We start from the raw sequence: 25,727 nt of genomic DNA, 5'->3' as shown, positions 1-25,727 counted from the left end.
ATGGCATATCGCTCATTCCGCGATGGAATGAATGGGCACAAGGAACGGCATGGACACCATCAGGGCAATGCAGGTCTTCGTGCGCGCCGTGGAGCTGGGCAGCCTGTCGGCGGTGGCGCGCGAGCAGCAGTCGACCCAGCCGACCATCAGCAAGGTCGTGGCCGCACTGGAGAAAGACATGGGCGTGCGGCTGCTGGAGCGCAGCACCACCAGCCTGTCGCCGACCGAGGCGGGGCGGCGCTTCTATGAGCGCGCGCGCCGCGTGCTGGATGAATACGGCGAGGCGGTCAGTGATGCGCGTGGCATGTCCGGGCACCCGGCCGGGCGGGTGCGCGTCAGCGCGCCGGCCAGCTTCGGCGTGCTGCGGCTTAATGCGCTGGTGCTGGCGTTCCAGCAGCGCTATCCGGAGGTGGAGGTGGAGTTGCTGTTCGACGACCGCTTTGTCGACCTGGTGGAGGAGGGCGTCGACATCGCGGTGCGCCTCGGCGCCTCGCTGCCGCCCAACGTGGTCGCGCGCCGCATCGCGGTGTCGCCGCGGCTGCTGGTGGCCTCGCCCGATTACCTCGCACGCCATCCGCGTATCCGGCAGCCAGCCGACCTGGCGCGGCACCAGATCCTGCGCTTCACCTGGCTGGCCGCTGGCGACGAGATCGTGCTCGACGGGCCCGGCGGGCAGGCGCCGGTCAGCGCGCCCTGCCGCTACCGCGTCAACAACTCGCTGGCGATGCGCGAGAGCTTCCTGGCCGGCGTCGGCTTTGGCATGACGCCGGCATGGCTGGTGCAGGACCTGCTCGACAGCGGTGCCTTGCAGCACGTGTTGCCACGCTGGAGCGGTCCGGCGCAGGAAGCCTTCCTGGTCTATCCGTCGCGGCGCTACCAGCCGGCGCGGGTGCGGGTGTTGCTGGACTACCTGGCGCAGGCGATTGCGGGGTTGCCGGGGTTGACCAGGTGCGCGGCAAGCCTCGGCCTTTAGGCCTGAGCTTTACCCACATCCTATGGACCTGAACTGAAGATGCGGAACATTTCGGTAATCTCGTGGAGGACGAAGAAGCCTCGCCAGATAACCGTGGCGCCGAGCGGAGGATCACTGCGGCGATTCAGGTAGCCACCCAGCGTGGCGATCCACAGTACTGCCTGATTCAGCGATGGCACTTTGTCCGGTGGCCGGGTGGTTCGGTGTACGCGGCAATACAGAGCCTGCCATTCGATGGGCTGAAGGACTACCTCGCAGGGCAACTCGCCATCAAGGCGAGCCAGTAGAGTCGTGTACAGAATGCGCCAGGCGATTACGGCAAACAGGGAGGTGGCCCGCACGAAGCGTTCCAGTGTACCGAATTGGCGGGCCTCGATACGGCAGCCACTCTTGAGCACACGGTGCCAGGTCTCGATGGTCCAGCGCCGCGCATACCACTGAAGCCGCTCAAGAGCCTGCTCAGGCGAGTGCGTGGGCACCGAACTGAGTAGCATCCATTCGAGCGGCTCGATACCGGCGGGGGCGGTTCGTCCTCGATGACATGCACAGCGAAGACATTCTGCTCGGGCAAGCCAGCCCGCGTCTGAGGTGGTTGCAGGCGAACGGGCGCGTATCGCAGCGTCAGGCGGGCCGTGCGTAGGGTGCGTGCACCTCTGGCCGGAATCAGCAACTCGGTGTAACCTGCCGCAGGGGTGTCCAATACCGCTTGCCAGAGATAGCGCTGGGGATGGCGGGCACAGCGATTCCATGCTGCGCGCACCAGCCAGTCCACTCCGTCTGGTCGCTCGGCAGCAAACAGTTCATACACATCGCTTTCGCGATCTCCGATCCCTACCAGTTGGGTCTGTGCACAGCGCGACTTCAGCGCAGACAGATGGGCAAGACCCTCGATCCACTTAGCGCTTTCTTTCTCGTGGACGGGTCGGGACTTGCGCTGCGCAGCACTACCTTTGGTTGCTTCAGCGCGTGTCCACGTCTTCATGCCCAGCACCCCAAGCGGCAGCCCCTCTGGACTGACTGCCAGCAGGCTGTGCATCAGGAAACCACGCTCATTGCCACCGGTACAGCGACCTAAGCCCTCTGTGGCGTGCAGGTGCGTCAGATTGAATCGGTCGTATCCTGTATTGCCAGCACCACTGGCAACTGTTCCATGCGGTGCAACGTCTGTGCAATATGCGGCGCCAGCACGCCGTTGGTATCGAGCTGATCGTTATCGAAGAAGAGGTAGGCCGCCTTCAGTTCAGCTGGTGACAGGGCCTGGGGGAGCGAAGTGTGTGGACTGATGGCCAGCTGCCGGGCCAGCGCGACCAGTCGCTGCGACAGGCGAGCATCGCCGAGACTCGCCTCTGCGAATTCTTCGCTAGCCCAGTCTGCCGTGTCGTCTCTGATCGCCAATCCGCTGCAACAACATAAATAGGATGGGCGAAAGTTAACACCGCTCAATCCAGTTTACAACCGGATTTGTGGGTAATCCTCAGGCCTTTAGGCCGGGGAAGGATAGCGCGGACGCCGTCGGCGTCCTTTCGGCGGCTAATGCGGCGTCTGTTGTTGCTCAATGTATTGGCGGATGATCTCGATGGGCGCACCGCCGCAGCTCCCTGCGAAGTAAGACGGCGACCATGCGCACCGCCCCATAGCTTCTTGCTGATGCTCGGGTAGTTCTTCTTTCGGATCATACGGCTGGATACCCCTTTCAAGCTGTTTACCAGTGCGGACACCGCGACCTTTGGCGGGTAGTTCACAAGAAGGTGAACGTGATCGTCCTCCCCATCGAACTCCACCAGTTCAGCTTCGAAATCTGCGCAAACGCCGGTAAATATGTCGCGCAGGTCCTCTGCCGAATGTCATTGTCGTCGCTCATAGGCCAAGAGTATGATTGGGCCATGCAGCGTCTTCAAGCCTTCAAATACGAATTGATGCCGAACGGCGAGCAGCAGCGCAACATGCGCCGTTATGCCGGATCGTGCCGGTTCGTCTATAACAAGGCGCTGGCGTTGCAGAAACAGCGTTACGATCAAGGCGAAAAGAAGCTCAGCTATGCCGGTCTGTGTAAGCAACTCACGGAGTGGCGCAACAGCACGGAAACAGCATGGCTGGCCGATGCACCAGTCCATCCTCTTCAACAGACGCTCAAGGACTTGGAGCGGGCCTACACAAATTTCTTCGCAAAACGGGCCGACTTCCCGCGTTTCAAGAAGAAGGGTCTGGGCGACAGTTTCCGCTATCCCGACCAGAAGCAAATCAAGCTTGATCAGACCAACTCGCGTATCTTTTTGCCCAAGCTGGGCTGGCTGCGATACAGGAACAGCCGCGACGTACTCGGTGAGGTACGCAATGCCTGCGTCAGCCTTTCGGGCGGCAAGTGGTTTGTTTCGATCCAGACTGAGCGGAAGGTCGAGCGACCTGTGCCGAAAGCCACCAGCGCCATCGGCATCGACATGGGCATCGCTCGCTTTGCCACCATGAGCGATGGCACTTTCCTCGCGCCGCTCAACAGCTTTAGGAAGCACGAAGCCAGACTGCGCCGTGCGCAGCGGGCGATGAGCCGCAAGACGAAATTCAGCAACAACTGGAAGAAGTCCAAGGCCCGAATCCAGCGTATCCACGCACGCATCGGTAACGCCCGCCTCGACTACCTGCACAAAGCCACGACCACGATCAGCGAAAATCAAGCGATGGTGTGTATCGAGGACCTGAAGGTACGGAACATGTCCAAGTCAGCGGCCGGTTCAAGCGGGCAACCGGGCAAGAACGTCAGGGCCAAGTCCGGCCTGAACAAGGCCATCCTCGATCAGGGTTGGTACGAGTTCGGGCGTCAACTGGAATACAAGCTAGCGTGGAATGGCGGCTGGCTAATAGCTGTGCCGCCACAGCACACCAGTCGCACGTGCCCTTGCTGCGGGCATGTATCTGCCGAGAACCGGCAGAGCCAGGCGAGCTTCGCCTGTGTGGCATGCGGCTATGCGAATCACGCCGACGTGGTCGGCGCGATCAACATTTTGGCGCGGGGGCACCGCGTTGCAGCCTGTGGAGAGTCGGCGTAGTCAAGCCGCTCTACGAAGCAGGAACCCACCGAAGTGACTACGTAGAGCATCACGTAGCGCCGTAGGAATCCTCGTCCTTTCCGCCGTAAGGCGGCAGCCGAAGGCTGAGGACGAGGAGGATGTCAACCCGGTGTGAGCGGCCGGATAGCGCTTAATGCAACCGGCCCCGCGCCACCAGCATCGTCAACGGCCGCGCCAGCAGCGTGCTGGCCAGCGCCATCAGCAACAGCCCGGAAAACGCCGCAGTGCTGATGATGCGCGCGTCCAGCAGCACGGTTAGCACCACCACCTCGACCAGGCCCTTGGTCTGCAGCAGCGTGCCCAGTGCCAGCGATTCGCGCCAGCCCATGCCGGCGCGGCGCGCGGGCAGCGCCACGCCGGCCATCTTGCCGGCGATCGCGATGGCCAGCGACAGCGCCGCGATCCACAGCGTCATCGGGTTGTCCAGCGAGATCTCGGTGCGCAGCCCGGCGGCCAGGAAGAAGAAGGGCAGCAGCACCACCACCGTGACCGGTTCAAGCTGCTGGCGCACACGCTGCGCTTCGCGTGCGGGCCATACCAGCCCGGCGACGAAGCCGCCCATCACATGGTGCAGCCCGGCCAGTTCGCCTAGGAATGCCGAGGCCAGCACCAGGAACAGCGCCGTCGCTAGCAGCAGCTCGGTCTCCGGCGCGCGGCGGCGCAGCAGCCATGCCAGGGCGGGGCGCACCGCCAGGAACATGAACGCCAGGTAGGCACCGGCGCGTGCCGCCACGGTGAGGGCGCTGGCGCCGTCCTGGCCGCCATGCTGCAGCAGCACCAGGGTCAGGAACAGCCACACCCAGGCATCGTTGACGGCCGCGCAGCGCAAGGCCAGCTGGCCCAGGCGGGTGCCGGTCAGGCGCATTTCGCGCAGCAGCGCACCCAGCACCGGCAGCGCCGTGACGGCGGTGCAGATGCCCATGGCGCAGGCAAACCAGTAGGGGCTGGCCAGTTCCCCGGCGACCGGCCAGCCGGCCGTGGTCATATACCAGCCGGCAGCGGCCCCCAGCGCGAACGGCGCGGCAATGCTGCCCAGCGAGATCTGCAGGGTCGCGCGCCAGTGCGCGGGCACGCTGTCTTCGCGCAGGTGCAGGCCGGTCAGGAAGCAGAACAGCGTCACCGCCAGCCACTGCAGGCCGGACAGCATCGGCAGGCGGTCGGGCCCGAACAGCGCGGTCCAGCCCTGCGGCGCCAGCTGCCCGAACACCGATGGCCCCAGCACGATGCCGGCCAGCACCTGCACGCCGACCAGCGGAAACACCGAGCGCAGGCCGGCACCACGCCACAGCAGATAGGGCAGCGCGACCACCAGCATCGCCTGCAGGAAGAAGATGCTGACGCCGTTCATCGGACCACGCTGGCGACGACGCGCTTCATCCGAACATCCCGCCGTTGACCGAGATCACCTGGCGCGTGATATAGCCGGCGTCGGGCGACATCAGGAAGGCCACGGTCGCGGCCACTTCGTCGGGCGTGCCGAGCCGCCGCGCCGGGATCATGCGCAGCGCCTCGTCGCGCACGTGCTGCTCGACCATGTCGGTGTCGATCAGGCCGGGCGCCACGCAGTTGACCGTGATGGCGCGTTTGGCAAGTTCGATCGCCAGCGCCTTGGTGGCGCCGATGATGCCGGCCTTGGCCGCGCTGTAGTTGGTCTGGCCGCGGTTGCCCACCAGGCCCGAGACCGACGACAGCGTGACGATGCGCCCGGGCTGGCGCCGCTGCACCATCGGCATCACCACCGGGTTGAGCACGTTGTAGAAGGCGTCGAGGTTGGTATGCACCACCTCGTCCCATTCGGCGCCGCTCATGGCCGGGAAGGCCGCGTCGCGCGCCAGGCCGGCGTTGCATACCACGCCGTAGTAGCAGTCATGCGCGGCGATATCGGCCAGCAGCGCGGCGGCGGCTTCCTCGCGCCGTGCCACGTCGAAGCACAACACGCGGGCTTTGCGGCCGCAGGCGCGCACCGCGTCGGCGACGGAGTCGGCTTCGTCGCGGCGCGAGCGGCAATGCACCACCACGTCGTAGCCGTCGCGGGCCAGCCGCAGGGCGATGGCGCGACCGATGCCGCGCGACGAGCCCGTAACGAGCACGGTCGGATTGGTCATACCTGGTGTCCTTGAAAAAAGTCCTCTGCGGGCGCGGGCGCGAATGCGGAACGCATGCGGATGCGGCGCATCATACGCGGCAGAATTCTTCCAGCACCGCCAGCCGGCGGCGCGGCTCGGCCACGAAGGGGTTGCTGCGGTCCCACGCGTAGCCGGCCAGGATCGACGAGATCATGTCGCGGATCTCGGAGTTGGCATTGGGATGGAAGATCAGCTGCTGGAAGCGGCCTTCGTACCAGGCTTCGACAAACACGCGGAAGCAGTCCACGCCGGCCTTGAGCGGCTGGGCGAAGTCCTTGTCCCAGTCCACGGTGTCGCCGGCAAGCTGGCGCACCAGGCATTGCGCCGCCAGGCTGGCCGACTTGAAGGCGATGGTCACGCCGGACGAGAACACCGGGTCCAGGAACTCCCCGGCATTGCCGAGCAGCGCATAGCCGTTGCCCCACAACGACTTCACATTGGCCGAGTAGCCGGCGATCTGGCGCGCCGGGGTGTCCCACTGCGCGTTGCCGAGCAGCTTCGCCAGGCCGGGCTCCTCGGCCACCAGCGCCCGCAGCCGTTCGGTCTCGGTTCCGGTGTAGCGGTCCAGGAATGCTTTCTCGGCAACCACGCCCTGCGAGCAGCGGCCGTCCGAGAACGGGATGGTCCAGTACCAGACGTCCGGGTGTTGGGGATGCACGCTGATCAGGATCTTGTTGCGGTCGAAGGCGCCCGGCGCGATGCGGTCTTCCACGTGGGTGAAGAGCGCGCTGCGCACCGGGAAGCCCGACGGCGATTCCAGCTGCAGCAGGCGCGGCAGGATGCGGCCAAAGCCGGAGGCATCAAGCAGGAACTTTGCGCGCACCAGGTACCGGCTGCCGTCCGGCGCACGCACGGTCACCTCCGGCTGCGTGCCGCTGACGTCGACGTCCTCGACCAGGTGCGAGAAGCGCACCTCGGCACCCTGGCGCGCCGCTTCGCGGATCAGCACGTCGTCAAAGCGTGCGCGCTGCACCTGGTAGGTGGTGCCCCAGCCGGGCGAGAATTTCTCGCGGAAGTCGAAGGCGGTCTGCTGGTCGCCGCGCGAGAAGGCGGCGCCGTTCTTGTACTGGAAGCCCGCTTCCACCACCGCGCGCAGCATGCCTGCCTCTTCGATGTAGGCCATGCTCTGCGGCAGCAGGCTTTCGCCGATGGAAAAGCGCGGGAACGTCTCCTTCTCGATCACCAGCACCGGAATCCCATGCTTGCGCAGCAAGCCGGCCGCGACCGAGCCCGCGGGCCCTGCGCCGATGATGACGACATCCGTGGTTTCCGTTTTCATAAGGTTCGATTCTTCTCTTCTATTGCATGGGGAAGGCGGCGAGGGTCGGGAAAAGCGTCATCCTCACGCGGCAAACGCAAGAATATGACTGCAAATTGGCTCCCGTTGGCCGGCCTGCAACATATTGAAACCAATTCTCCCGGGCTGGATTATCGATGGGCCGCACAGAAAGCTACAGGGGGCCAGCAAGCTACGCCAACTCGCGGCAAAATGTGGAACTGTGGTCACAGCCTGCCATTTCCGCCTGTGCCCTTTGCTTCTACCACCCCGACGCCATCCCACCCCATCCGAAGGAGCCACCATGCCTGCCACAACCATGCCCTACAGCCGCCTCGGCGCCAGCAACCTGCGTGTTTCGGCACTTTGCCTGGGCACCATGATGTTCGGCGACCAGACCGATGAGGCCGAAGCCGCCCGCATCGTCGCCAGCGCGCGCGACCACGGCGTGAACTTCATCGACACCGCCGACGTATACACCAAGGGCGCGTCGGAGCAGATGGTCGGGCGCCTGCTGACTGCCAACCGCCACGACTGGGTGCTTGCCACCAAGCTGGGCAACGCGATGCAGGCGGCGCCCAACCACGGGCACTATTCGCGGGTCTGGATCCTGCGCGCGGTGGAGGACAGCCTGCACCGGCTGGCGACGGACTACATCGACATTCTCTACCTGCACCGCGACTATCCCGGCACGAACCTGGAAGAGGCGGTGCGGGCAATGGGCGACCTGGTGCGCAGCGGCAAGATCCGCTACTGGGCGGTGTCGAACTTCCGCGGCTGGCGCATCGCGGAAATCGCACGCCTGTGCGGCGAGCTGGGCGTGCCGCGCCCGGTGGCGTGCCAGCCCTACTACAACCTGCTGAACCGGATGCCGGAGGTGGAGATCCTGCCGGCATGCGAGCACTACGGGCTGGGCGTGGTGCCCTACAGCCCGGTGGCGCGCGGCGTGCTGACCGGCAAGTACGCGCCCGGGCAGGCACCGGGCGAGGGGACGCGCGCCGGCCGTGCCGACCGCCGCATGATGGAAACCGAGTTCCGCGAAGAATCGCTGGTGATTGCACAGCAGCTCAAGGCTCATGCCGAAGGGCGCGGGCTGACGCCGGGCCAATTCGCCACGGCGTGGGTGCTGGCCAACCCGATCATCTCGTCGGTCATTGCCGGTCCGCGCACGCTGGCGCAGTTCGAGGACTATCTGGGCGCGCCCGGTGCGGTCATCACGCCCGCGGAAGAATCGATGGTCGACGCGCTGGTGTCGCCGGGCCATGCCTCGACGCACGGCTACAACGACCCGGGCTACCCGTTCGGGGGACGACCCGTGGCACGCGCGCAGGCAGCCTGATGACCGTTTCGGGCAGGGGGCGCAATGTGGCGCAGGCGCTGCCTGGAGTGATGCCTGTATGCAACGGCACGATGCGCGTGCGCGCGCTTGCTGCAGGCTGCCTTTACTCCTACTAATATCAAGACAGGCGGCGCGCGGCGTGCGCGCGCCGCGAGAACATTGCGCTTCGAGCCGGTGCATGACAGCCGTTGCGCGCTGCATCGGCCCAACAGGGAAGCCCAAACGTGTCGCGTCGTGGCTGGATCTTCGCTGGCTTGGCGGTCGCCCTTGGTGGGGGCGCCTATGTCGTGTACAGCTTTGTCGCAAGCGAAGTGCGCAACTCGCACTTGCAGGCGCGGCTGATTGGCAGCCTGGGGCAGCGGCTGACATTCGAGATCCAGCCGGGTGCCAGCGACAGCATCCGTTTCCCGCATTCCGGCCCCTACGACGCCCGCATGGGCTACGGCCGCATGCCGCTGTTCGCGCAGCGGCTGGAGCAGCGCGGCTACGTGCCCGCCGAGCAGGCGCGCATGTCGCCCGACATGGTGCGGCTGATCGACGAAGGCCTGTTCACGCCCTACCGCGAGAAGAACCAGGCGGGCCTGCTGCTGCGCGACTGCAACGGGCTGACGCTGGCGTTCGAGCGTTATCCGCAGCGCCAGTACCCGGACTTCGGCGCGGTGCCGCCGCTGCTGATAAGCGCCTTGCTGTATGTCGAGAATCAGGGCCTGCTGAATCCGGAATACCCCAATATGAACCCGGCGCTGGACTGGCGCCGGCTGTCGCGCGCGGTGCTTGACCAGGTGATCCGGCTGGCCGACAAGTCGCATGACGCGCCCGGCGGCAGCACGCTGGCCACGCAGATCGAGAAATACCGGCACTCGCCCGAAGGCCGCACCGCGTCGATCCAGGAGAAATTCCGCCAGATGGCGTCGGCGTCGCTGCGCGCCTACCTGGACGGGCCCGACACCCAGCGTGCACGCGAGCGCATCGTGGTGGACTACCTGAACACCGTGCCGCTGTCGGCGCGCGAGGGCTTTGGCGAGATCAACGGCATCGGCGATGCGCTGTGGGTCTGGTACGGCGAGGATTTCGGCGAGGTCAACCGGCTGCTCAAGGACATGGACGTGCGCGCCCCTGAACCGCGCCAGGCGCAGGCCTTCAAGCGCGCGCTGTCGCTGATCATCTCGCAGCGCCGCCCGTCCTACCACCTGCGCCGCGACGATACCAACCTGGATGCGCTGACTGGCAGCTACCTGCGCCTGCTGGCGGCCAACAACATCATCACGCCCGAGCTGCGCGACGCGGCGCTGGCGCAGCCGCTGGACAAGGCCACGCCGCCGCAGCGCCCGCCGCAGGAGCCGTTTGTCACGCGCAAGGCCGTCAACCGCGTGCGCTCGGATATCACCCGGCTGACCGGGGTGGAGGGCCGCTACGACATGGACCGGCTCGACCTGACCGTGGACAGCACCATCAACCGCGAAGCGCAGCGCATCATCACCGAGACGCTGCAGCGCGTGAACAACAAGGCTGATGCGCGTGCCATGGGCCTGTACGGCCACAACCTGCTGCGCGACAACGACGACCCGTCGAAGCTGATGACCAGCTTCACGTTGTACGAGCGCGTGGGCAACGCCAGCGTGGTGCGCGTGCAGGCCGACAATATCGACCAGCCCTTCGATATCAACAGCGGCGCGCGCCTGAACCTGGGCTCCACGGCCAAGCTGCGCACGCTGGTGACCTACCTGGAGATCATCAGCGAACTGAACGCGCGCTACGCCGGCATGAGTCGCGACCAGCTGGCCGCCGTGCGTCTGGCGCGCCAGGATGCGCTTAGCCGCTGGGCGGTGGACTACCTGATGAAGGCGCGCAAGCCGGACGAGCGCGAGCTGATGCCGATGCTGGAGGCGGCGATGGAGCGCAAGTACTCCGGCAGTGCCGGCGAAGGCTTCTACACCGGCGGCGGCCTGCAGAGCTTCACCAATTTCGAGCGCTGGGAGGGTGAGCGCATCATGACCGTGCGCATGGGCTTCCAGCACTCGGTCAACCTGGTGTTCATCCGCATGATGCGCGACATCGTGCGCTATGAGATGTTCCATGCCAAGCCTGACATGGGCGACCTGTTCGAGGACCGCAACGCGCCCGGCCGGCGCGAGTACCTGGAACGCTTCGCCGACCAGGAAGGCAGCGCCTACATGACCGGTTTCTACCAGCGCTACCGCGGCAAGGATTCGGCGCAGCGCCTGGACACGCTGCTGGGCCGCGTGCGTATGACCATACCGCACCTGAATGCGGTGCGCATGTCGGTGACGTTGCTGAGTGCGCGGCCGACCCTGGATGAGGAAAGCTATGTGCGCATCATGCGCGCGCGCCTGGGCGACAAGCAGCTGGCCAAGGAAGACCTGCCGGCGCTGTACCGCAAGTACGGCAAGGACAAGTTCAACCTGAACGACCGTGGCTACCTGTCGCGGGTGCACCCGCTGGAGCTGTGGATGGTGGAGTACCTGGACCAGCACCCCAACGCCACGCTGTCGGAGATCCTGCGCGCCAGCACCGCCGAGCGCCAGGAAGTGTACAAGTGGCTGTTCAAGACGCACAGCAAGGCGGGCCAGGACAACCGCATCCGCACGCTGCTGGAGCAGGACGCCTTCGCGCACATTGCCCGGCGCTGGCAGCGGCTGGGCTATCCGTTCGATTCGCTGACGCCGTCCTATGCCAGCGCCATCGGCGCCTCGGGCGACCGCCCCGCCGCGCTGGCGGAACTGGCGGGCATCCTGATGTCAGGCGGGATGGCCACGCAGAACGCCGCGGTGTACAGCCTCGCCTTTGCCGATGGCACGCCCTATGCCACGCGCTACGTGCTGCAGCCGGCGCCGGGCAAGCGCCTGCTGCCGGAAGAAGTGACCGCGGTGGTGCGGCGCTCGATGATCGATGTGGTGGAAGGCGGCACCGCCAGGTCGATCCGGGGTGCCTTCACCATGCCGGGCCGCGATGGCACCACGCTGACGGTGGCGGGCAAGACCGGCACCGGCGATCAGCGGTTCCAGGTCTACGGGCCGGGCGGGCGGCTGATTTCATCGCGCTCGGTCAACCGCTCGGCGACCTTCGTGTTTACGCTCGGCGACCGCTTCTTCGGCACCGTGGTGGTCAATGCCAGGGAACCCTACGCGGCGCGCTACAGCTATACAAGCGCGCTGGCGGTCAGGGTGCTGCGCGCCATCGCGCCGCAGATCTCGGCGATGGCGCCAGGCGGCGACCGCGCACTGCTGCGTTGCCGCGATACGTCCCCAGGGCTGCGCGCCCCGCGCACGCCGACACTGACCGAGGCGGTGCCCGGCGCGCCGCTGGCCCAGGCACAGGTTGTGCCCAGGGTGTCGCCCGCGCCGGCCAATCCTGCCAGCCCGGTGCGCGCACCGGACACGCCGGCGCTGGCCGATGCGCAGGACGCCGCTGGCGTGCGCCGCGCCAGTCAGCCCTTGCGCCGGACCATGCCGTAGATCACCAGCAGCACGATCGCGCCAATCACTGACGCGATCCAGCCGGCCGGCTGGCCCGGCTGGTACCAGCCCAGGGCGCGGCCGACGTAGCCGGCAGCCAGTGAGCCCAGCACGCCCAGGACGATGGTCATGATCCAGCCCATCTTGTCGTCGCCGGGTTTGACCGCCCTGGCGATCAGGCCGACGATAAGGCCAACGAACACGGTGCCAATGAATGCCATCATGATGCGCTCTCCCGGTAGTGGTCTGAGTCCATGCCGGCCGCATGGGGCGGCCGGCTGCGCTTCATGATACACGCAGCACTCGGGTGCGTATGACGCTCAAGTGACAAGCGGCGGCGCTGCTGTCAGGCCTGCGCCAGCCGGAACTGGCCGACCGCGTGATGCAGCGCATCCGCCTGGTCTTCCAGCGAGGCCGCGGCGGCCGCGGCTTCTTCCACCAGCGCGGCGTTCTGCTGCGCCATCTGGTCCATCTGCGACACCGCCTGGTTGACCTGCTCGATGCCGCCGGTCTGCTCCTCGGTGGCCGCGCGCATCTCGGCCATCAGGTCGGTCACGCGCTTGACCGCGCCGACGATCTCGTCCATCGCCTTGCCCGCGCTTTCCACGAGCACCGCGCCGTCGTCGACGCGCTGCGCTGAGTTGCCGATCAGCGCCTTGATCTCCTTGGCGGCGGTGGCGCTGCGCTGCGCCAGCGTGCGCACCTCGCCGGCCACCACCGCGAAGCCGCGGCCCTGGTCGCCGGCACGCGCCGCTTCCACGGCCGCATTGAGCGCGAGGATGTTGGTCTGGAAGGCAATGCCCTCGATCACGCCGATGATGTCAACCACCTTGCCCGAGGCGTTCTTGATCTCGCCCATGGTGTCCACCACCTGGCTGACGATGGTGCCGCCGCGCACCGCAATGTCCGACGCGCCTTCGGCCAGGTGGCTGGCCTGGCGCGCGTTCTCGGCGCTCTGGCGCACGGTGCTGGTGAGCTGCTCCATGCTGGCGGCGGTTTCCTGCAGCGACGTGGCCTGTTCTTCGCTGCGGCGCGACAGGTCGGCGTTGCCCGCGGCGATCTGCTTGGCCGCGCCCGCGATCGAATCGGCCGAGCCGCGGATGCTGCCGATCGCGCCGGTCAGGCGCGCCTGCATGCGCTGCATCGCATAGAGGACGCTGTGCTCGTCGCCGGGGCGCACCTCGACCTGGCTGCCGAGGTCGCCTTCGGCAATGCGGCCGGCGATGTGCGCCGTGATGGCGGGCTCGCCGCCCAACTGGCGCTGCAGGCTGGCCGCCACGCGCACCATCACCAGCGACATCAGCAAGCCAACTCCCAGCAGGATGCCAAACGCCTTCATCAGCTCGGCGCGGAACGCCGCCTCGATGTCGTCCAGGTACAGGCCCGCGATGAAGTTCCAGTCCCACGGGCGGAAGTTGGCCACGTAGCTCAGCTTGGGCTGCGGCGCCTCGGCGCCGGGCTTGGGCCACAGGTATTCGATAAAGCCCTTGCCAGGCCCTTTGCCGATCTCGGCGATTTCGCGGAAGAGGTAGACGCCGTTGGGGTCCTTGGTGCCTTCCATGGCCTTGCCGTTCATCTCCGGCTTGAACGGGTGCATCAGCACCACGGTGTCCGAGCGCATCAGCGTGAAATAGCCATCGCTGCCGAAGCGCATCGCGCGCACGCGCTCGATGGCCTGATTCCTGGCCTCGTCCTGCGTCAGCTTGCCGGCCTTGGCCAGGGCCTCGTACTCGGCCACCACCGAGAACGCGGTGTCGGTGACGTGGGCCAGGTCCAGGCGCCGCTCTTCCATGCGTAACGTGCGGATCTGCCAGGCGTTCCACAGCGTGATGCCGAGCAGGCAGACCCAGCTCAGCACCAGCGGCAATAACAGCTTCTTCTTCAGGCTCAGGTTGTGCAGCATTGCTTCCACTCCTCCATTTTCCGCGCTCGGCGCGTTTCTCATCGGCGGCACGCCGGCGGCGCCATGCATCGGTGGCGCCTGTCGCATGCGTGCGGGTCATCGCCTTAACGGCGGGGGAGGCAGCTAACTTGATTGGGGTAAATTCACCCCTTCGGGGTGATATGGTTAATTGGTTGCATCGTGCCGACATGCTTGTACTTTGTACATCTCTTCCAGCGATTCAGATCGCCGACGACAAGTGATCCCGTCCCGCTGCTTTACGTTGTAATGCGCTGTAACCCAACGCCCTCCCCGGATCGTTTGCGATTTCAAATGCGAACGATTATCCTTCTCTCTTCCGCACAGTCATTGTGCAGACAATGGCACACCTGAGCGCTATGTGATGCGCACAAGGGGCGCTCCAGCTATCCGTACACAGGGCAAGACCGGGCCGCGACTGGGCTGCGCCCGCCGACCAACCGCAATGACCGAAACCAAGCCGGCCTCCGGCCAGCAGCGCCGTGCCTTCTGGCTCAAGCATCTCCACCAGTGGCACTGGATCAGTTCCGCGATCTGCCTGATCGGGATGCTGCTGTTTGCCGTCACCGGCTTCACGCTCAACCACGCCGCACAGATCGAGGCCAGGCCCGCGGTCGAGACCCGCCACGCCACCATGCCCACGCGCGTGCTCGACCAGGTGCGAGCCGAAGCGCCGGCGGGCGATGCCCAGGCGCGTGAAAAGAAGGCGCCGGTGCCGGCGGTGCTGGCCGACTGGCTGGCGCAGGCGCTGGACATCGACGCCAGCGGGCGCGAGGCCGAATGGTCCGCCGACGAGATCTACGTGGCGCTGCCGCGCCCGGGCGGCGACGCCTGGGTCAGCCTGGAACTCGACAGCGGCGAAGCCCAGTACGAGAAAACCACGCGCGGCGCCATCTCTTACCTGAACGACCTGCACAAGGGCCGCAACACCGGCGCTGCGTGGAGCCTGTTCCTGGATGTGTTCGCGCTGGCGTGCCTGGTCTTCAGCGTAACCGGCCTGTTCCTGCTCAAGCTGCATGCGGCCGGGCGCGTGGGGACCTGGCCGCTGGTGGGGCTGGGACTGGTGGTGCCGGTGCTGCTGGCGATCCTGCTTATCCATTGAATCAACCGTTCCAACCGTTCCAACCGTTTTCCTTCCTGCATCTCACTGACGAGGTTTCTCCGATATGCGCCGACTGCTCTCCGTCACCCTGACCGGCATGGCCGCGGTTCCCCTGGCCGGCCCCGCGCTGGCCGCGGATCTCAGCGTCAAGGTCGACATCCCGCGCCTGACCGTGGCCGAGTACCACCGCCCCTACGTGGCGATGTGGGTCGAGCGCGCCGACCAGAGCCCGGTGCAGACCCTGGCGGTCTGGTACGACGGCAAGCTCAAGGACGGCGAAGGCACCAAGTGGCTCAAGGACATGCGCCAGTGGTGGCGCAAGGCCGGCCGCGACCTGCACATGCCGGCCGACGGCGTCTCCGGCGCCACGCGCGCGCCGGGCGAGCACAGCGTGAGCTTCAGCGACGGCAAGGCGCCGCTGGGCAAGCTGCCCGCGGGCAACTACCAGCTGGTGGTGGAAGCCGCGCGTGAAGTGGGCGGGCGCGAGCTGCTGCGCGTGCCGTTCACGTGGCCGCCGCAAGCCGCACAGACCGCCCGCGCCAAGGGCGAACACGAACTCGGCGGAGTGACCGTCGAACTGAAGCCGTAATCCTTCCGGAGCCAGACGATGAAACCTTCCCTTATTTCCGCCGCGTCTTCCCGCATGGCCACCCGCGTGGCCGTGCTCGCCCTGGCTGCCCTGGCCCCGCTGGCCGCGCACGCGCACCGCCAGTGGCTGCTGCCGTCGGCCACGGTGCTGTCCGGCAGCGATCCGTGGGTGACCGTGGATGCCGCAGTCTCCAACGACCTGTTCTACTTCGAGCACGTGCCGATGCGGCTCGACAACCTGCAGGTGACCGCGCCCGACGGCAGCGCCGTCAAGGCCGAGAACGCGGCCACCGGCAAGTACCGCAGCACCTTCGACCTGCACCTGACTCAGCCCGGCACGTACCGCGTGGCGGTGGTCAACAACGGCCTGTTCGCCAGCTACAAGGTCGACGGCCAGGCCAAGCGCTGGCGTGGCACCGCCGAGAACTTCGCCAGGGAAGTCCCGGCCAATGCGCAGGACCTGCAGGTCACCCAGGCCGAAGGCCGCATCGAATCCTTCGTCACCGCCGGCAAGCCCAGCGACAAGGGTCTGCGCACCGTCGGCCGCGGCCTGGAACTGGCGCCGATCACGCACCCGAACGACCTGGTCGCGGGCGACACCGCCAGCTTCCGCCTGCTGCTCGACGGCAAGCCCGCCAGCAACCTGAAGGTCTCGGTGGTGCCGGGCGGCATCCGTTACCGCGACCAGCTGCAGGAGTTCAGCGCCACCACCGACGCCGACGGCAAGTTCAGCGTCAAGTGGCCGGCCGCTGGCATGTACTGGATGGAAGCGGAGGTGAAGGACGACAAGACCACCTTCAAGCAGGCCAGGTCGCGCCGCGCCGTCTATGCGGTGACGGTGGAAGTGCTGCCGCAATAAGCCGGATGCCGGGTTTGAACCGCGTCCTGGTCCCCGTTGCGCTGACCGCGCCGCCGCAGCCGCCCGCCGCCGACACGCGGCTGCAGCGCTGGGGCGGCGTGACCATGGGCACGACCTGGTCGGTGGCGGCGCTGCTGCCGCCCGCGGCGGATGCTCACGGCATCGCCGCCGGCATCCAGGCCGTGCTCGATGGCGTGATCACGCAGATGAGCAACTGGGAAGCGGATTCCGACCTGAGTCGCTTCAACCGCGCGGCGCCGGGCAACTGGCACGCGCTGCCGGATGATTGCTTCGCGGTGCTGCAATGCGCGCTGCAGGTGGCGCGCGACAGCGGCGGCGCCTATGATCCGAGCGCCGGCCCGCTGGTGGACCTGTGGGGCTTCGGCCCCGCCCCGGCGCGCAGCGCGCCACCGTCGCCAGACGCGGTGCAGGCCACGCGCAGCCGCTGCGGCTGGGCCCGCATCGAAGTCGATGCGGCGGGCCGGCGCGCCCGGCAGCCAGGCGGCCTGTCGCTGGACTTCTGCGCCATCGCCAAGGGCTTTGCCGTCGACGCGGTAGCGCGCTACCTGTGTGAACAGGGCCTGGACCACCACCTGACTGAGATCGGCGGCGAACTGCGCGGCCATGGCGTCAAGCCCGACGTCATGCCGTGGTGGGTCGCGCTGGAATCACCACCCGGCCTGGACAGCGATGCCGCGGGGCAGACGCGGGTGGCGCTGCACGGCCTGTCCGTCGCCACCTCCGGCGACTATCGCCGCTATTTCGACAGTGACGGTCGCCGCTACGCCCATACCATCGATCCGCGCACCGGCTATCCGGCCAGCCACGCGCTGGCCTCGGTCACGGTCATCCATGGGCAGTGCATGCTGGCCGATGCGCTGTCCACCGCGCTGACCGTGCTGGGCCCGGAGGCCGGCATGGCGCACGCGCGCCGCCACGGCATTGCTGCGCGTTTCCTGGTGCGCACGCCGGACGGCTTCGACGAACATCTGTCGCCGGCCTTTGCCGCGATGCTGGCATGAGCGCGAAGGCCATGCCGTCCGCCGTCGCTGGCGCAAGCTGGCTTGCCGTTGCCGGCGGCGTCGCGCTGTCCGTGCTGGGGCCGTCGCGCATGGCCATGGCGGCCGGCGTGGTGGCAGCCTATGCGGGCTTCTGCAGCGCGGCGCTTGCACACCATCGCCAGCGGCGCGCGCGCGTGGCGACACTGGGTGGCACGGAAGCGGGTGCGACGCTGGTTGCCTATGCCTCGCAGACCGGGTTTGCCGAACAGCTGGCGCTGCAGACCGCCACCGCGCTGCAGGGCGCGGGCGTGCCGGTGCAACTGCTGTCGCTGGCCGATGTCGATGCGCGGCGCCTGCAGACATGCCGCCAGGCGCTGTTCCTGGTCAGCACCACCGGCGAGGGCGACGCCCCCGACAGCGCGTCCGGCTTTGCGCGCCGCTTGCTGGCTGGCGCGGATGGCCTGCAGTCCTTGCGCTACGGCATCCTCGCGCTCGGCGACAGCAGCTACGCGCGCTTCTGCGCCTTCGGCCACGCGCTCGACGGCTGGCTGCAGCGCCACCGTGCGCAGCCGCTGTTTGACCTAGTCGAAGTCGACAACGGCGACGCCGGCGCCCTGCGCCACTGGCAGAACCACCTGTCGGCCCTGAGCGGCGGCGCCGAGATTGCCGACTGGGAACGCCCGCGCTATGACAGCTGGCGGCTCGTGCAACGCCACCATCTGAACCCCGGCAGCCAGGGCGCGCCGGCGTTCCACCTGTCGCTGGCGCCGCAGGGCGATGCGGCAATGGACTGGCAAGCCGGCGACATCGCCGAGATCGGCCCGTGCCACGCGCCGGCCGAGGTTGAACGGCTGCTGGCGCGGCTTGGCCTGGACGGCGCCACGCCCGTGCGCTGCGATGGCCGCGACACCACCCTGGTCGAGGCCGTGGCCACGCGCATGCCATTGCCCGAACCGCACTTCGCGGTGATGCAGGGCCTGCCGCCGCAGCAACTGGTGGACACGCTGCCGCCGCTGCCGCACCGCGAGTATTCGATCGCCTCGCTGCCGCAGGACGGGCACCTCGAACTGCTGGTGCGGCAGACCCGCTACGGCGACGGCCGCCTCGGCCTGGCCTCCGGCTGGCTGACCGAGCACGCGGCCGTGGGCGCCCGCATCGCGCTGCGCATCCGTACCAACCGCAGCTTCCACCCGCCGGCCGATGACCGGCCCCTGATCGTGGTCGGCAATGGCACCGGGCTGGCCGGCCTGCGCGCCCAGCTCAAGGCCCGCGCCGCGGCCGGGCAGCGCCGCAACTGGCTGCTGTTCGGCGAGCGCTCGGCGCAGCATGACGCGTTCTTTGCCGGGGAACTGGCCGCATGGCAGGCCGACGGCACGCTGCGGCGCGTGGACCATGCCTGGTCGCGCGACGGCGGCGCGCCGCGCTACGTGCAGGACGCCCTGCGCGCACAGGGCGAGACGGTACGCCAATGGGTGGCGGACGGCGCGGCCGTCTACGTCTGCGGCAGCCTGCAGGGCATGGCCGGCGGCGTCCATGACGCACTGGCGGGGATCCTCGGCGAAGACGCGCTGCGCCGGCTTGCCGACGACGGCCGCTACCGGCGCGACGTCTACTGAGCGAACCCGCAGCGACACGCGCCGTGCGGAGATCGGCCGTATGGCTCGCGCGCTGGGCGGGGATGCACTATCTTCCGTGTGAACTGCAAGACATCTGCAGCCAATCACAACACCGAGGAGACCTGATGTTACGCACCCCCCGCCGCCTGATCGCTGCGCTGGCCCTGCTCGCCACTACCATCCCGGCCGCCATGGCCGAAGTCCCCGCCCGCAACAACCTGCTTGCCGTGCCCGGCCTGGAGAAGCCCGCCAGCGTGCTGGTCGACCGCTGGGGCGTGCCGCATATCTATGCCGGCACGCTCTACGACGCCTTCTTCGTCCAGGGCTTCATGGCCGCGCGCGACCGCCTGTGGCAGATCGACCTGTGGCGCAAGCGCGGACTTGGCGAGATGGCCAGGGATTTCGGCCCGGCCTATGCCGACGGCGACCGCATGGCGCGCGCGGTGCTGTTCCGCGGCGACATGTACCGCGAATGGCTGGCGTATGGCTCCGACGCCAAGCGCGTGGCCGAGGCCTTCGTGGCCGGGGTGAACGCCTATGTGGCGCTGACCGAGCAGAGGCCCGAGCTGCTGCCGCCCGAATTCCGCAAGCTCAACTACAAGCCTGCGCGCTGGCAGGCCGAAGACATCGTGCGCATCCGCCACCACGGCCTGACGCTCAACTTCACCGGCGAAGTCGAACGCGCCCAGCTCTATTGCCAGGCCAAACAGGACGCCCCGCGTGCCGACTGGCTGCGCCGCGAACTCGACCCGCAGATCGAGCCCAGGCTCAGTCCCGGCATCGACCCCTGCACGGTTCCCGCCGCCGAACTGCGCCGCGCCTACGAACTGGCCACCGCCGCAGCGCGCTTCCCGAAAGAGGCGTGGGGCAATGCGCAGGCCGCCAGCATCCCGCTCGACCAGCTCTACGCACTGGTGGACCCCAACAGCGACACCGGCCGCAGCCTCGGGTCGAACAACTGGGTCATCGGCGGCAAGCGCACCACCACCGGCCGCCCGATCCTGGCCAACGACCCGCACCGCTCGCACGGCGCGCCCAGCCTGCGCTATATCAGCCACCTGAACGCGCCGGGAATGTCGGTGATCGGCGCGGGCGAGCCGTTCCTGCCCGGCATCTCGATCGGGCACAACGGCACCATCGCCTTCGGCCTGACGCGCTTCTACATGGACCAGGAGGACCTGTACGGCTACGAGCTCAATCCGGCCAACCCGCATGAGTACAAGTACAAGGGCCGCTGGGAACCGATGGAGACCATCACCGAAGAGATCGTGGTCAAGGGCGAGTCCACCCCGCGCAAAGTCACCATCGACTTCACGCGCCACGGCCCGGTGCTGGTCGCCGATGCCGGCCGCGCACAGGCCTGGGCGCTGCGCGCCGCGTGGCTCGACTACGGCATGGCGCCGTACTTCGGCTCGATGGACTATATGCGCGCGCGCAACTGGGACCAATTCCGCGCCGCCATGAACCGCTGGGGCGCGCCCGGCGAAAACCAGGTCTATGCCGACACCAGCGGCAACATCGGCTGGATCCCGGGAGGGCTGACCGTCAAGCGGCCCAACTGGGACGGCCTCACGCCGGTGGCGGGCGATGGCCGCTACGAGTGGGCCGGCTACCGCAACATGGACGAGCTGCCGTGGGCCTTCAATCCCGCGCCAGGCTATATCGTCACCGCCAACGAGAACAACATCCCGCCCGAGCACCCCGCCGCGAAACTTGGCGTGGGCTACGAATGGAGCGACAGCTCGCGCGCGCGCCGGCTCAAGGCTCTGGTGGGAGCCAATGCGCGCAGCTCGGTGCAGGACTCGATGGCGTGGCAGAACGACACCGTGTCGCTGCCGGCGCAGCGCGCGGTCGCGATGCTGCAGGATGTGAGCAGCGATGACCCGCAACTGGCCCGCGGCCTGGACCTGCTGCGCAACTGGGACGGCAACGAGCGCGCGGACAGCGCCGCCGCGGCACTGTTCGAGGTCTGGTTTAGCAAGCACCTGCGCCAGGCCGTGGTGCGCGCCGCGCTGCCGCCAGAAGCCGCGCGGCTGGTGGGCGCGGGCGATGCCGCGCGCGTGCTGGCGGTGCGGGAGCAGCCCGGGCCGCGGATGCCGGTGGAGCGGCGCAATGCGGTGATGCTGGAATCGCTGAAAGCCGCCATGGCCGAACTCGAAGCCAAGCTCGGCCCCGATCCGCGCGCATGGCAATGGGGCAAGCTCCACACCGCCGTGTTCACGCATCCGATGGACCCGATCCTGAGCGACGCGGAACGCCAGCAGTTCAACGTCAACGCCGGCCCGATCGGCGGCTCGGCCTTCACGCCGATGAACACCAGCTACCGCAACACGGACTTCCGCCTGACCGCCGGCGCGTCGTTCCGCATGGTGCTGGACGTGGGCAACTGGGATGCCTCGCGCGTGGTCAACACGCCGGGGCAGTCAGGGAATCCGGCCAGCCCGCATTACCGGGACCTGGCGCCGTTGTGGGCGAAGGGGGAGTATTTCCCGCTGGTGTATACGCGCAAGGCGGTGGAGAAGGCTAGCCGGGAACGGTTGGAGTTGGTGCCGCAGTGAGGGTGGGGAACTCATGCGTCTGAAGTAGCCATGAAGCCTGGCAGCGCACCCCTCTCCCGCAAGCTGGCGAGGGGTGCAAGCCGGCGGGAACCGAGAGGCGGCAGCGGACGCGGCGCTTGCCGCTTTCTCTTACTTCAACATCTTCAACAACGCCTCCGCCACCGCATCAGACGATGCCGGATTCTGCCCCGTCACCAGTCGCCCTGCGACCACGACATAGCTGGCCCAGTCCTCGCCACGCGTGAACCGCCCGCCGTTGGCCTTGAGCATGTCCTCCACCAGGAAGGGCACCACCTTGGTCAGCTGCACGGCTTCTTCCTCACTGTTGGTGAAGCCGGTCACCTCCTTGCCCTTGACCAGCGGTTCCCCGTCCGCGCTCTTGGTATGGCGGAACACCGCCGGTGCGTGGCATACCGCTCCCACCGGCTTGCCGGCGCGGTCGAACTGCTCGATCAGCGCGACCGAGCGCTTGTCTTCGGCCAGATCCCACAGCGGGCCGTGGCCGCCCGGATAGAAGATGGCGTCGAAGTCTTCCGCCTTCACCTGGTCCAGCGTCAGCGTGCTGGCCAGCGCAGCCTTGGCGGCCGGGTCACTTTGGAAGCGCCGGGTGGCATCGGTCTGGGCGCCGGGATCGTCGCTTTTCGGGTCGATCGGCGGTTGGCCGCCCTTGGGCGAGGCCAGCGTGATGTCGGCGCCGGCGTCCTTGAAGACGTAGTAGGGCGCGGCGAATTCCTCCAGCCAGAAGCCGGTCTTGTGGCCGGTATTGCCCAACTGGTCGTGGGAGGTCAGCACCATCAGGATGTTCATTGTTCCGCTCCATGTCGGTTCACAAGCAGCCGGGCTGAAATGCCGCGGCACTGGCAACATCCTAGGCAGCGGACTATGATTCGAAAACTTCTATTATTCGATCTCTGCTATCCAAAAAATGAATATCGGCAGCAAGGACCTTAACCTGCTGTACGTGTTCCACGTGCTGTATCAGGAGGGCAATGCCTCGCGCGCGGCCGCGCGTATGGCGCTGAGCCAGCCGGCGCTGAGCCACAAGCTCAACCGCCTGCGCGACGAGCTGGGCGATCCGCTGTTCGTGCGTGCGCCGCGTGGCCTGACGCCTACGCCGCGCGCGCATGCGCTGGCGCCGCAGGTGCAGCGGCTGGTCGGGGACCTCGACGCGTTCTATGACGCCTGTGCCGGCCACGATTACCTGGCGCGCAGCGAGCACCTGCATATCTACACCACCGACTACATGGAGCAGCTGCTGCTGCCCGCCCTGCTGCCGCGGCTGCGCAGCCAGGCGCCGGGCGTGGTGCTGGTCACGCACAACACGCGCGGCGAGCTGCCGCGCGAGGAACTGGAGAAGGGCACCTGCGACCTGGCGATCGCGGGCTTCTATGAGAACCTGCCTGATACCTTCCATCAGCAGCGGCTATGCAGCGAGGACTTCGTGGTGCTGGCCTCGCGCGCCAATCCGCGCATCGCCGACGGCCTCGATCTCGACGCCTTCCTGGCGTGCGAGCACCTGCTGACCACGCTGACCGGCGACCTCAACGGCGTGGTCGACCGCGCGCTGGCCCGGCAGGGGCACAAGCGCACAGTAGTGGCGGGGTTGTCGAGCTTCGTTGCCCCGAGCCGGCTGGTGCGCGGCACGGAACTGCTGCTGACCTGCCTGCGCTCGGTCGCGGAAGAGGCGGTGGCGCGCGATCGTGAACTGGTGCTGCTGCCGGTGCCGTTCGCACTGCCCCAGGTCGACATGATGCAGATCTGGCACGCGCGCACCGATGCTGACCGGCTGCGGCGCTGGCTGCGCCAGCAGATCCAGGAGGTGGCTAGCGGCATCAGCGCGGCCGAGCCGGCCGCGCGCAAGCCCCGCGTCAGGCGCGGTTGACCACCGGCAGCAGCGCGCCTTGCACGGCGCGAGCCGCATCCGAGGCCAGGAACAGGATCACATCGGCCAGCGCGTCCAGGCTGACCCAGCGCGTGGCATCGGCATCCGGCATGGCCTGGCGGTTCTCCGGCGTATCCAGCACGCTGGGCAGCACCGCATTGACGCGGATGCCCTGGTCGCGCAGCTCTGCCGACATCGATTCAGTCACGCGCGCCAGCGCGTCCTTCGAGGCGCAATAGGCGCTCATCTGCGCCAGCCCGCGCGCCGCCGAGTTGGCGCCCACGTTGACGATGGCGCCGCCGCCGGCGGCCAGCATGTGTGGCACCACCGCGCGCGCCATGTTCAGCACCGTGCCCACGTTCATGTCGAACAGGTGGTTCCAGGCGTCGGCGCTGGTTTCATGCACGCTTGGGCCCATGGCGAAGCCGCCGGCCAGGTTGCACACCACGTCGATGCGCCCGCCGGCCTGAACCGCTTGCGCGACGGCCTCGCTCAGTTGGGCGGCATCAAGCAGGTCCGCCTGCAGCGCCAGGTGGCCCGTGCCCGCTTCGGGCAGCGGCGCCACATGCCGGTCCAGCAGCACCACGCGCGCGCCTGCCTGCGCAAAGGCCTGCGCCACGGCGCGGCCCAGGTTGCCGTGTGCGCCGGTGATCAATACGTTCTTGTCGTTGAAGTTCATTGCGTGCTCCTGCGCCGTCGTGGCGCGCATGGTCGGGGTCAGCATCGCCCGGGGCCGGCTTTTGCCATCGTGGGCCGGGGCGAAAAACGCAAGCCAGTCTACGCACCGCTCCCCAACATTTGCTTGCGAAATTGCCTCGGGCTAACCCTTGAACGGCACAGGAAGTTGCGCGCCGGGTCGGCGTCATTGCCGATTGCGCCGTGGCTTGCGCACTGGTGCGGTGTCCGCGGGGGCGGCCGCCGCTTCCGCTGCCGCGGTCTGTTCAAGGAAGGCCACCAGCAGCCGCGCCGCCGGTGACAGCAGTTCCAGGTCGCGGAAGCAGATGGCAAAGCGCCGCCGCGCCCAGTCGTTGCGCAGCGGGATCACGCGCAGGCCGAAGGTGGGCGCGATCGGCGCGGCGATCTCGGCCGGGATGATGGTGATGCCCAGGTTGGCCCGCACACAGCGCAGCGCAGCGTCGAAGGTCGAGACCACCGCGCGGTAGGCAATGCCGCGCCCGAGGATGGCCGCATAGCGCGTCAGCATGGTCTGCACCGCGGTCTGGGCGGGCATGCCGATATGGTCGCAGTCCAGCGTGTCCTCGAAGCGGCAGTCGGCGGCCTGCGCCAGCGGATGCGAGGCATGTACCACTGCCGCGAGCTGGTCGGTGCGGTAGGGCCGGGTCTGGAAGCCTTCCAGGTCGGCCGCGTCCCAGCAGATCCCCAGCGGCGCCGAGCCCTCGCGCAGCGCGCGCACCACGTCGCTGCTCAGGCTTTCCTCGATGGTCACGCGCACGTCGCGGTTGACCGGTTGCTGCAGGAAGGCGGCAATATCGTCCGGCAGCGATTCGGCCATCGACGACACCGTGGCCAGCAGCCGCACCTGCCCGCGGATGCCGGCGCCGTAGTCGGCCATGTCCCGCGCGACGCGGTCCGCCGCCGCCAGCATGGCGCGCGCATGCGCCAGCACCATCTCGCCCGCGGGCGTCGGGATCACGCCGCGGCGGCGGCGTTCCAGCAGGGTTGCGCCCACGGTCTCCTCCAGTTGCGCCAGCCGCTTGCTGATGGCGGATGCCACGATGTGCTCCTGCTCGCCCGCGCGCGCCATGTTGCGGGTTTCGCAGACGGCGATGAACAGGCGCAGGGTGGTGAGGTCGAGGTCTCGCATGGCTGTGAGGGAATGCGGGTTTCCGGAATGGAATGGTAAGCCCTCTTTGGTTGCCGGAATCATGCATCCGGGAATTCCTGGATGTCGCTGTGCGGCGCCAGGCAGACATTCCGGTTCGGA

The 25,727-nt window shown here is 67.7% G+C and carries 19 protein-coding genes and 2 pseudogenes; 11 read left to right on the top strand and 10 right to left on the bottom strand.

Annotation, left to right across the window (positions count from 1 at the left end):
* The first annotated feature begins 49 nt into the window (after positions 1-49).
* Positions 50-973 (top strand): LysR family transcriptional regulator, encoded by a 924-nt coding sequence (locus tag KB879_RS17440; RefSeq protein ID WP_013954030.1) that lies wholly within the window; start codon positions 50-52, stop codon positions 971-973.
* A 20-nt stretch (positions 974-993) separates the two neighbouring features.
* Here the strand turns inward: KB879_RS17440 and KB879_RS40400 are convergent.
* Positions 994-2,416 (bottom strand): annotated as a pseudogene (locus KB879_RS40400) (IS4 family transposase).
* 87 nt (positions 2,417-2,503) lie between these two features.
* A pseudogene (gene tnpA, locus KB879_RS17430) lies at positions 2,504-2,754 on the bottom strand (IS200/IS605 family transposase).
* 102 nt (positions 2,755-2,856) lie between these two features.
* Here tnpA and KB879_RS17425 point away from each other — a divergent pair.
* Positions 2,857-4,017 carry an RNA-guided endonuclease TnpB family protein gene (locus KB879_RS17425; RefSeq protein ID WP_049800573.1) on the top strand — a complete coding sequence of 387 codons (1,161 nt, stop codon included), beginning with the start codon at positions 2,857-2,859 and terminating at the stop codon, positions 4,015-4,017.
* 151 nt (positions 4,018-4,168) lie between these two features.
* Here the strand turns inward: KB879_RS17425 and KB879_RS17420 are convergent, their stop codons facing one another.
* The 3 genes from KB879_RS17420 to KB879_RS17410 form a co-directional block, all read right to left on the bottom strand.
* Positions 4,169-5,386 carry a cation:proton antiporter gene (locus tag KB879_RS17420; RefSeq protein ID WP_013954027.1) on the bottom strand — a complete coding sequence of 406 codons (1,218 nt, stop codon included), beginning with the start codon at positions 5,384-5,386 and terminating at the stop codon, positions 4,169-4,171.
* A gap of 25 nt (positions 5,387-5,411) precedes the next feature.
* Complete coding sequence (fabG, locus tag KB879_RS17415) at positions 5,412-6,143, bottom strand: 3-oxoacyl-ACP reductase FabG (RefSeq protein ID WP_011617927.1); 732 nt, start codon at positions 6,141-6,143, stop codon at positions 5,412-5,414.
* A 70-nt stretch (positions 6,144-6,213) separates the two neighbouring features.
* The gene (locus tag KB879_RS17410; protein WP_013954025.1) at positions 6,214-7,443 is read right to left on the bottom strand and encodes an NAD(P)/FAD-dependent oxidoreductase; all 1,230 of its coding nucleotides are present in this window, start codon (positions 7,441-7,443) and stop codon (positions 6,214-6,216) included.
* Positions 7,444-7,744: 301 nt separating this feature from the next.
* Between KB879_RS17410 and KB879_RS17405 the strand changes: the two genes are divergently transcribed.
* Complete coding sequence (locus KB879_RS17405) at positions 7,745-8,779, top strand: aldo/keto reductase (RefSeq protein ID WP_211979494.1); 1,035 nt, start codon at positions 7,745-7,747, stop codon at positions 8,777-8,779.
* Between the two features lie 224 nt (positions 8,780-9,003).
* Positions 9,004-12,255, top strand: coding sequence for a transglycosylase domain-containing protein (locus KB879_RS17400; protein ID WP_013954023.1), 3,252 nt, complete (start codon positions 9,004-9,006; stop codon positions 12,253-12,255).
* Here KB879_RS17400 and KB879_RS17395 read toward each other — a convergent pair.
* Positions 12,228-12,479: a GlsB/YeaQ/YmgE family stress response membrane protein gene (locus KB879_RS17395; protein ID WP_013954022.1), complete on the bottom strand. Its 252-nt coding sequence runs from the start codon at positions 12,477-12,479 to the stop codon at positions 12,228-12,230. The genes KB879_RS17400 and KB879_RS17395 overlap by 28 nt on opposite strands.
* 122 nt (positions 12,480-12,601) lie before the next feature.
* Positions 12,602-14,158 (bottom strand): methyl-accepting chemotaxis protein, encoded by a 1,557-nt coding sequence (locus KB879_RS17390; RefSeq protein WP_211979493.1) that lies wholly within the window; start codon positions 14,156-14,158, stop codon positions 12,602-12,604.
* Positions 14,159-14,621: 463 nt separating this feature from the next.
* On the opposite strand from KB879_RS17390, the gene KB879_RS17385 reads away from it, so the two are divergent.
* The 6 genes from KB879_RS17385 to KB879_RS17360 all read left to right on the top strand — a co-directional run bounded on the left by KB879_RS17385 (position 14,622) and on the right by KB879_RS17360 (position 21,900).
* Positions 14,622-15,278, top strand: coding sequence for a PepSY-associated TM helix domain-containing protein (locus KB879_RS17385; RefSeq protein WP_211979492.1), 657 nt, complete (start codon positions 14,622-14,624; stop codon positions 15,276-15,278).
* A 64-nt stretch (positions 15,279-15,342) separates the two neighbouring features.
* Positions 15,343-15,867, top strand: a complete 525-nt coding sequence (locus tag KB879_RS17380) for a DUF2271 domain-containing protein (RefSeq protein WP_013954019.1) — start codon at positions 15,343-15,345, stop codon at positions 15,865-15,867.
* 18 nt (positions 15,868-15,885) lie between these two features.
* Positions 15,886-16,725, top strand: coding sequence for a DUF4198 domain-containing protein (locus KB879_RS17375; RefSeq protein ID WP_013954018.1), 840 nt, complete (start codon positions 15,886-15,888; stop codon positions 16,723-16,725).
* Between the two features lie 5 nt (positions 16,726-16,730).
* Positions 16,731-17,747: an FAD:protein FMN transferase gene (locus KB879_RS17370; RefSeq protein WP_013954017.1), complete on the top strand. Its 1,017-nt coding sequence runs from the start codon at positions 16,731-16,733 to the stop codon at positions 17,745-17,747.
* Positions 17,748-17,758: 11 nt separating this feature from the next.
* Positions 17,759-19,342: a sulfite reductase flavoprotein subunit alpha gene (locus KB879_RS17365; RefSeq protein ID WP_211982228.1), complete on the top strand. Its 1,584-nt coding sequence runs from the start codon at positions 17,759-17,761 to the stop codon at positions 19,340-19,342.
* Between the two features lie 125 nt (positions 19,343-19,467).
* Positions 19,468-21,900: a penicillin acylase family protein gene (locus KB879_RS17360; protein ID WP_211979491.1), complete on the top strand. Its 2,433-nt coding sequence runs from the start codon at positions 19,468-19,470 to the stop codon at positions 21,898-21,900.
* Between the two features lie 129 nt (positions 21,901-22,029).
* Here the strand turns inward: KB879_RS17360 and KB879_RS17355 are convergent, their stop codons facing one another.
* Entirely contained in the window at positions 22,030-22,707 is a 678-nt protein-coding gene (locus KB879_RS17355; protein WP_153956598.1) for a type 1 glutamine amidotransferase domain-containing protein, read from the bottom strand.
* A 118-nt stretch (positions 22,708-22,825) separates the two neighbouring features.
* Between KB879_RS17355 and KB879_RS17350 the strand changes: the two genes are divergently transcribed.
* Complete coding sequence (locus tag KB879_RS17350) at positions 22,826-23,782, top strand: LysR family transcriptional regulator (protein ID WP_211979490.1); 957 nt, start codon at positions 22,826-22,828, stop codon at positions 23,780-23,782.
* Here the strand turns inward: KB879_RS17350 and KB879_RS17345 are convergent.
* Positions 23,769-24,461 carry an SDR family NAD(P)-dependent oxidoreductase gene (locus KB879_RS17345; RefSeq protein ID WP_013954012.1) on the bottom strand — a complete coding sequence of 231 codons (693 nt, stop codon included), beginning with the start codon at positions 24,459-24,461 and terminating at the stop codon, positions 23,769-23,771. The genes KB879_RS17350 and KB879_RS17345 overlap by 14 nt on opposite strands.
* Before the next feature lie 183 nt (positions 24,462-24,644).
* Entirely contained in the window at positions 24,645-25,607 is a 963-nt protein-coding gene (locus KB879_RS17340; RefSeq protein WP_211979489.1) for a LysR family transcriptional regulator, read from the bottom strand.
* Positions 25,608-25,727: the final 120 nt, after the last annotated feature.

The sequence above is a fragment of the Cupriavidus sp. KK10 genome (genome assembly GCF_018223725.1).
GTDB lineage: Bacteria > Pseudomonadota > Gammaproteobacteria > Burkholderiales > Burkholderiaceae > Cupriavidus > Cupriavidus necator.
This window is presented reverse-complemented; position numbering and strand designations above follow the sequence as displayed.